Genomic DNA, 7,971 nt, shown 5'->3' on the forward strand with positions numbered 1-7,971 from the left:
GTCAAGCGCGCTTGATTTATATGTCCCCTGCCAGCGAATACATGAACGCCTATTGCGATCATCGGCGAAATCGCTACGGTGCAACGCATGGGCAGCCCGCAACGGCGTGGGGAGGACGTGGTCACCCGCACGCCCTTCACCGGCGAGCCGCTGGCCACCGTCCGGCAGTGCACCGCGGCCGACGTCGCCGCGGCGTACGCCGACGCCCGCGCGGCCCAGCCCGCGTGGGCGGCGCGGGCGCCGCGCGACCGCGCCCGCGTGGTGCGGCGCTTCGCCCGCGCGCTGCTGGACCGGCAGGCCGAGATCCTCGACCTGGTGCAGCTCGACACGGGCAAGGCCAGGACGCACGCGCACGAGGAGGTCCTGGACGCGGCGCTGGTCAGCCTCTACTACGCCCGGCGCGCGCCCGCGCTGCTGCGCCCGCGCCACCGCCGCGGCGCGCTGCCGCTGCTGACCCGGGTCACCGAGGTGCGCCACCCCATCGGCACCGTCGCCGTGATCACGCCGTGGAACTACCCGCTGGCCCTGGCGGTCAGCGACATCGTGCCCGCGCTGCTGGCCGGCAACGCCGTGGTGCACAAGCCCGACACCCAGACCGCGCGCACCGCCGCCTGGGCCCGCGACCTGCTCGTCGCGTCGGGCCTGCCGGAGGCGGTGTGGCAGCAGGTGCACGGCGAGCCCGCCGCCATCGGCGACGCGCTGCTCGACGGCGCCGACCACATCAGCCTGACCGGCTCCAGCGCGGCGGGCCGCGCGGTCGCCGCCCGCGCCGGGCAGCGCCTGGTCGGCTGCTCGCTCGAACTCGGCGGCAAGAACGCCCTGCTGGTACGCGCCGACGCCGACCTCGACCGGGCCGCGCACGCGGCCGTGCGCGCCTGCTTCGCCAGTGCGGGCCAGCTGTGCCTGTCCATCGAGCGCATCATCGTGCACGAGTCCGTCCACGACGAGTTCCTCGACCGCTTCCTGGCGCTGGTCCGCGGCCTGCACGCCGGTCCGGGCCTGCGGTTCGGGCCCGACCTGGGCTCGCTGACACTGCCGCGCACGCTGGACACGACCCGCCGCCACGTCGCCGACGCGCTGGCCCGGGGCGCGTCGCTGCTGGCCGGCGGCCACCCGCGACCCGAGCTCGGGCCGCTGTTCCACGAGCCGACCGTGCTCGCGGGAGTGACGCCGGAGATGGACGTGTACCGCGAGGAGACGTTCGGCCCCGTCGTGTCGGTCTACCCCGTGGCCGGCGACGACGCGGCCGTCGCGCTGGCCAACGACACCCGGTACGGGCTCAACGCCGCGGTGTTCAGCCGGGACGTACGCGCCGCGTACCGGCTGGCCCGGCGGTTGCACGCGGGCACCGTCAACATCAACGAGGGGTACGCCGCCGCGTACGCGTCGCACGACGCGCCGATGGGCGGCATGAAGGCGTCCGGGCTGGGCCGCCGCCACGGGACGGCGGGGTTGCTGGCGTACACCGAGTCGCAGACGATTGCCACGCAGCGGCTGCTGCGCCTGGACCCCCCGGCGTGGCTGGGCCAGGCCCGGCACGCGTGGATGCTCACCGCGGCGGTGCGCGCCATGCACGCGCTGCGCCTGCACTGACCTGACGGAAAGGACACCGTGCCCACATTCGGCTACCGCACGCTGTGCGAGGCGTTCCAGGCCACCGCGGCGCTGGACCCCGACGCGGTGGCGCTGGACGCCTACGGCTCCGGCACGGTGCTCACCTGGCGGGAGTACGCCGCCGCGGTGCGGCGTACCGCGGCGGGGCTGGCCGCGCTGGACGTGAGCCGGGGCGAGGCGGTGGCGCTGATGCTGAGCAACCGGCCCGAGTTCCACGTCGTCGACACCGCCGCGGCGCACCTGGGCGCGGTGCCGTTCTCGATCTACAACACGTCCTCCCCCGCGCAGATCGCCCACCTGCTGGCCAACGCGCAGGCCCGCGTGGTGATCTGCGAGGAGCAGTACGCCGACCGGATCCTCGCCTGCGGCGTGCCCGTCGCGCACCTGGTCTGCGTCGACGCCCGGCCGGAGGGCGCGATCAGCCTCGACGAGCTGGGCGCGGCGGGCGACCCGGGGTTCGACTTCGACGCCGCGTGGCGTGCCGTGCAGCCCGACGACCTGCTCACCCTCATCTACACGTCCGGCACCACCGGGCCGCCCAAGGGCGTCGAGCTGACCCACGCCAACCTGCTGGCCGAGGCGGCGGCCGTCACCGCGCTGTTCGACCTGCACCGCAGCGACCACGGGCTGTCGTACCTGCCCGCCGCGCACATCGCCGACCGGCTGGCCAGCCACTACCTGCAGATGCTCTACGGCTCGCGGGTCACCTGCCTGGCCGACCTGACCCAGCTGGCCGGGGCGCTGACGGCGGTGCGGCCGACGTACTGGGCGGCGGTGCCGCGGGTGTTCGAGAAGATGCGCGCCCGCATCCTCGACGCGCTCGCCGACGCGCCCGCGCCCCGGCGGGCGATGTTTTATCTGGCCGTACGGCTGTCGCGCAGGCGGAACGCGGGACCGGCCGCACGCGCGGCCGCGCGGGTCGCCGACCGGCTGGTGCTGTCGCGGGTGCGCCGGCAGCTCGGCATGGACCGGATGCGCTGGGCGATGTGCGGCGCCGCCGCGCTCAGCGTGCCGGTGCTGGAGTTCTTCCTCGACCTCGGGGTGCCGGTGTGCGAGATCTGGGGCATGTCGGAGACGTGCGGGGCGAGCACGCTCAACCCGCCCGGCGCGATCCGGCCCGGCACCGTCGGCATCGCCGCGCCCGGCGTCGAGCTGCGCCTGGCCGACGACGGCGAGCTGCTGGTCCGCGGCCCCATCGTGACGCGCGGCTACCACCACGACCCCGACCGCACCGCCGACGCGTTCGCCGACGGCTGGCTGCGCACCGGCGACGTGGCGACGCTCGACGCCGACGGCTACCTGACCATCGTGGACCGCAAGAAGGAGCTGATCATCAACGCGGCGGGCAAGAACATGTCGCCGTCCAACATCGAGGGCGCGGTCAAGGCGGCGTGCCCGCTGCTGTCGGCGATGATCGTGGTCGGCGACGGGCGGCCGTACAACGTGGCCCTGCTGGTACTGGACCCGGACGCCGTCGCGGCGCACCAGGCCCGCGACGGCGCGGGCAGCCTGGCCGACGCCGTCGCGGCCGGAATGGCCGCGGGCAACGCCACCCTGTCCCGGGTCGAGCAGATCAAGCGCTACACGATCCTCGACGGCGCGTGGGCCCCCGGCGGCGACGAGCTCACCCCGACCCTGAAACTGCGCCGCGCCGCGATCCTCCGCAAGTACGCCACCACCATCGAAACCCTCTACCACCCCTGACCCCCGCCCCCACAACTCGCCGATCTTGCGCGAACTGTGGGGGCGACACGCCCGAATCGGGCAAACCCCTAACAGTTCGCGCAAGATCGACGTCGGTGGGCGGGCGGTGTGTGGCGTCAGAGGGCCTCGCGGCGGCGTGGGGGCTCGGGTTCGCCGATGGCGCCCTCGTCGAGCAGGAGGAGGAAGGCGTCGAGGACCACGGGGTCGAAGCGCGTGCCGCGGCCTTCGGCGAGCGCGGCGCGGGCCTCGGCGGGGTCCGGTGCGGGCGCTGAGGCCACACCGCGTGCGGCGGCCCACGCGTCGCAGACGGCGATGATCCGTGCGCCGACGGGGATGTCCTGCCCGGACAGCCCGCGCGGACAGCCGCTGCCGTCGTGGCGCTCGTGATGGGCGGCGAGGATTTCGACCAGCTCGGGACAGCGCGCCAGCTCGCCGAGCAGGCGGGCGGCCTCCTGCGGCCGGTGCGGCGGCTCGCCGGGCAGGCGGGCCGGCTGACCCCGCCGAGTCGGTGGATCGCCGGGCAGGGGGGCCGCTCGCTCAGGTGGGACAGGGGCGCCGCCGGCACGGTCCGGATCCGGCTCGACGGGCGTGGGTGGAGCGCAGTCGAGGCTGGTGCAGCCGATGCCCCACAACCGCGCGGCGGCGGCGGTGCCCAGCCGGGTCGCCTCGTCCAGGCCGAGCCGGGCCGCGGTCTTCCAGGCCCAGCCGGCCATCGCGGCGCTGCGGGAGCCGTCGCCGCGGATCCGGTCGGCCTCGTCGGCCAGCCATACCAGTCCCGCCGGCAGGTCGAGCGCCGGCACCGCCGCGGCCGGCCCGAACGGGCCGCAGGTGAGGACCCGGTCGCGACCCAGCGCCTTGGCCCGGTACAGCGCGCGGTCGGCGCCGTCGACGAGGTCGTCGACGGCTAGATCCCCGTCGTGCTCAACCGGGTCGGCGCAGGCGACCCCGAACGACGCGGTCAGCGCCAGCGGCTCGGCGACCCCGGGCACCACCACCGGCGCCGCGCGGAGCCCGGTGCGCAGCCGCTCGGCCAGCTCCAGCGCCGCCGGGCCGTCCGTGCGGGGCAGCAGGCACACGAACTCCTCCCCGCCGTAGCGGCAGAGCAGGTCACTGCCCCGCATGAACCGCCGCAGCCGGTCGGCGACCGCCGCCAGCACCGCGTCCCCGACGGGGTGGCCGTGGGTGTCGTTGATGCTCTTGAAATGGTCCAGGTCGAGCAGGACGACGCTCAGCGGTCCGCGGTGGGGCGCGTTCGTCTCGGCGGCGAGCTTCTCCTCGAAGAAGCGCCGGTTGTAGAGGCCGGTCAGGGAGTCGGTGATGGCCGCGGTGCGCAGCTGCTCGGTGAGCCGGGTGCGGTCGCGGGCGGCGATGATCTGGCGGACCAGCAGTCCTATGAGCAGCAGCAGGGCGACCGACAGGGTCACCCGGCTGATGTGTCCGACCAGGATCATGTCCGCCACCGCGAGGCTGCCGACGATCAGCACGGCGACCAGGGCGGGCAGGAAGGAGACCTCGCGGGCGGGCCCGCCCTGCCGCTCGTCGTCGGGCCGCCGGGCCGCCACCAGCGCCGCCATGCACATCAGCACCACCTCGACCTGCCAGCCCAGGTTCAACCAGGTGGAGCTGCTGTACGCGCGCAGCACGCTGGTGTACGCGTACACCGCGTCCATCACCACGGCGAAGCCGAACGCCGCGCCGACCATGATCATGGACAGCGGCACCCGGCGCGGCGCGATCAGCACCAGAGCCAGCAGGACGGCGACGATGATCACCGAGAACACCGGATACAGGAAAGTGACGAACGCGGCGGGATTCCAGCTGTCCGGCACCAGCGGGCCGATGATGACCTGCCAGCCGATCGCGGCTCCGGCCGCGGCCACCAGCAGCGCGTCGAGCAGCCCGCGCAGCTTCAGGCCCAGCCCGACGACGATGGCGAGCATCGTCAGCACGTAGCGCGACAGGTAGAAGACATCGGCCAGCGACGGGATCGGTGGCCCGCCGGGTGCGGTGTAGACGAAGTAGGCCCAGGTCAGGTCCCCGGCCAGCCACAGCAGGCTGGCGGCGAACAGCAGCCGCCAGGCGGTGCGGCTGCGGCCGGTGGAGCGCCGGACCGCGTACCAGCTCAGGCCGACGAAGACGGCGACGGTGACCAGGTACAGGATCTCGCCGGTGAAGCGGGCCAGGCTCGGGGAGTCCTGGCCCAGGTAGGTCAGGACGGCGTACAGCGCCAGCCAGGCGAGGCTGCCCAGCGCGAAGCCGACCAGCACCCGATCGCGCCCGACCGGATGCAGCCGGCTTCTGTCCACCATTCCCCGCGCCCCCGTGATGACCCGCCGGCATGGGTGAGGGCGAACGCTGCCCAGCCATCCTGTCCGCACTGATCGGTATACGTCCGATTAATACTAGATCCGACGTGATCGTTCAGCCGGTGACTCCACGGCTCGGGCGCGGGGCGGCCGGCGCTGCCGGCCGCCCCGCCCTCGTTCAGCCGGCGGTGCAGGTCAGCACGGGGACGGCGTTGGCCCCGTTCCAGGACGCGAGGAAGCCGAAGCTCGTGCTCCCGCCCGCGGGCAGGCTGCCGTTCCAGCTCGCGTTGCGGGCGGTGACCGCCGACCCGCTGCTGGTCACGGTGGCGCTCCACGCCTGGGTGACGGCCTGGCCGTTGGCGAAGGTCCAGTCGACCGCCCAGCCCGTGACGGCCGAGCCACCGGCGGTCACCTTCACCTCGGCCTGGAAACCGCCCGGCCACGAGTTCGTGATGGTGTACGCGGCCGAGCAGCTGCGCCCGCCCTGCGACGCACTCGGCGACGGCCCGGTCGACCGGGACGGGCTCGGCGACGCCGAGGGGCTGCGCGACGGGCTCGCCGAGGGCGAGGGGCCGCTCGACGCCGACGGGCTCGGCGAGGAGGTGCCGCCGAAGACGGTCGCCTCCCTGGCCGTGGCCTTGAGGCCGTTCGCGCCGTTGACGATCCGCTGGCCCCAGGTGGTGAGCTGGTTGGGGTCGAAGCCGACCGTCATGTCCAGGATCGGGTCGGTGTTGCCGCTCCACGACCAGGCGAGGTAACCCAGGCCGCGCGCCTGCGCCTCGGCCAGGATCGTCTCGTGGTCGACCTCGTTGCTGTTGAACCGCCAGCCGAACTCGCCGATGACCAGCGGCCAGCCGTTGGTCCGGAACCGGTTCAGGTAGTCGGTGATGGCCGACGCGGTGTTGAACACGGCGTACATGTGGATAGACAGCACCGTGTTGCGCTGGGTGTCGGCGTTCAGGATCGTCTGGGCGTTGTCGCGCATGGTGTACTGCCAGTCCTGGCCCCAGTTGGGGGCGTCGACCATGAGCAGGTGCTGGAAGCCGTTGGTGCGCATCTTCTGGATCGCGGCGACGGTCGCGGCGGTCCACTGGCCCGCGTTGACGTTGCCGATCGGCTCGTTGCCGATGTTGATGACGACGTAGTTCTCCTGGCCGACCAGCGCGCTCTTCTGGGTGATCCAGTAGTTGACCGCCTCGTCGAGCGACGCGGCCGCGCCCTCCTCGCCGTACCCGGTGGTGTCGTGCACCTCCAGGACGCAGATCAGCCTGTTCTGCTTGCACAGGGTGATGACGGCGGCGACGTCGTCGGACGGGCCCCAGCGCTTGCCGCTGCCCAGCACGACGCGCACGGTGTTGGCCCCGGCGGCCTTGATGTTCGCGAAGGAGCTGGTCTGGCCGGTGTACCAGACGTGGGGGTGGTTGACCCCGCGCATGACGAACTTCTGGCCGTTGGCCTCGACGATGTCGGTGCCGCTGATGCGCAGGCCGACGGCCGCCTCAGCGGGGCTGACGGCGACCAGGACGGAGGCGGCGAAGGCCAGCACGGCCACGCCGATGGTGGTGAGCAGTCTTTTCATGACCTACCTCAGGCAGGAAGGCCCCGAGAGAAAAGGGGGCGGGACAGGTGATCGGTCCAGGCGTGTACGCCTGACCGCTGGTCGCTGCCCAAGACACCCGCGCGGTCCTCAGCCTAGGTGCATTCGTATGGACTCGCAACTATCCCCGCACCGCGAGCGCCTGTCGTGCGAGCCGGCCTTCAGAACACGAACCATCTTTTCCAGAAATTTCCGGCATGCCACCCATCCCCCGCCACGGCGGGTCCGAATGCCGGGTGGAGGTTTCAACCGGAGAGAGGACCACCGTCATGTACGGGAAGAGGAAGTTCACCCTGCTCGCCGCCGCGGGCGCGTGCGCGCTGTCGCTGGGCCTGACCGCCTGCGGCAGCGGCGCCATGTCCGCGCAGGAGAGCACGGCCGGCAAGCCCGCGGCGATGGCCGACGGCGAGTTCGGCCCCGGCTGCGCCGCGGTGCCCACGGACCCGGCGAACCCGGGCAGCTTCGAGGCGATGGCACAGCAGCCCGTCGCCACGGCCGCCGCGGGCAACCCGCTGCTGTCGACGCTGGTGACCGCGGTGAAGCAGGCCGGGCTCGTCGACACGCTCAACAACGCCGAGGCGCTGACCGTGTTCGCGCCGACCAACGACGCGTTCGCCAAGATCCCTCAGGCCGACCTGCAGAAGGTGCTGGCTGACAAGGAGCTGCTGACCAAGGTCCTGACCTACCACGTGGTGGCCGGCAAGACCGCGCCGGAGCAGCTGGCCGGCACGCACAAGACCCTGGAGGGCC

Annotated in this window: 5 protein-coding genes; 3 read left to right on the forward strand and 2 right to left on the reverse strand. The window is 73.1% G+C overall.

What is annotated here, in order from left to right; all coding sequences use genetic code 11:
- Window positions 1-87 precede the first annotated feature (87 nt).
- Both AB0J67_RS23025 and AB0J67_RS23030 read left to right on the forward strand, forming a co-directional pair.
- Window positions 88-1,593, forward strand: coding sequence for a succinic semialdehyde dehydrogenase (locus tag AB0J67_RS23025; protein ID WP_363485474.1), 1,506 nt, complete (start codon window positions 88-90; stop codon window positions 1,591-1,593).
- Between the two features lie 18 nt (window positions 1,594-1,611).
- Window positions 1,612-3,318, forward strand: a complete 1,707-nt coding sequence (locus AB0J67_RS23030) for an AMP-binding protein (RefSeq protein ID WP_363485475.1) — start codon at window positions 1,612-1,614, stop codon at window positions 3,316-3,318.
- Between the two features lie 116 nt (window positions 3,319-3,434).
- Here the strand turns inward: AB0J67_RS23030 and AB0J67_RS23035 are convergent, their stop codons facing one another.
- Together AB0J67_RS23035 and AB0J67_RS23040 are read right to left on the reverse strand one after the other, a co-directional pair.
- Window positions 3,435-5,627: a diguanylate cyclase gene (locus tag AB0J67_RS23035; RefSeq protein WP_363485477.1), complete on the reverse strand. Its 2,193-nt coding sequence runs from the start codon at window positions 5,625-5,627 to the stop codon at window positions 3,435-3,437.
- Window positions 5,628-5,802: 175 nt separating this feature from the next.
- On the reverse strand, window positions 5,803-7,203 hold the full coding sequence (locus AB0J67_RS23040) for a cellulase family glycosylhydrolase (protein ID WP_363485479.1): 1,401 nt from the start codon (window positions 7,201-7,203) through the stop codon (window positions 5,803-5,805).
- 287 nt (window positions 7,204-7,490) lie between these two features.
- Between AB0J67_RS23040 and AB0J67_RS23045 the strand changes: the two genes are divergently transcribed.
- A partial coding sequence (locus tag AB0J67_RS23045; protein WP_363485480.1) for a fasciclin domain-containing protein occupies window positions 7,491-7,971 on the forward strand: 481 nt, incomplete at its 3' end.

Origin of the sequence: Catellatospora sp. NPDC049609 (assembly GCF_040675365.1) — a bacterium.
Taxonomy (GTDB): domain Bacteria; phylum Actinomycetota; class Actinomycetes; order Mycobacteriales; family Micromonosporaceae; genus Catellatospora.

Excerpts from the sequence above, each read along its gene's own strand:
- AB0J67_RS23040 (WP_363485479.1), bottom strand. The coding sequence starts at position 7,203 with ATGAAAAGACTGCTCACCACCATCGGCGTGGCCGTGCTGGCCTTCGCC.
- AB0J67_RS23025 (WP_363485474.1), top strand. The coding sequence starts at position 88 with ATGGGCAGCCCGCAACGGCGTGGGGAGGACGTGGTCACCCGCACGCCC.
- AB0J67_RS23035 (WP_363485477.1), bottom strand. The coding sequence starts at position 5,627 with ATGGTGGACAGAAGCCGGCTGCATCCGGTCGGGCGCGATCGGGTGCTG.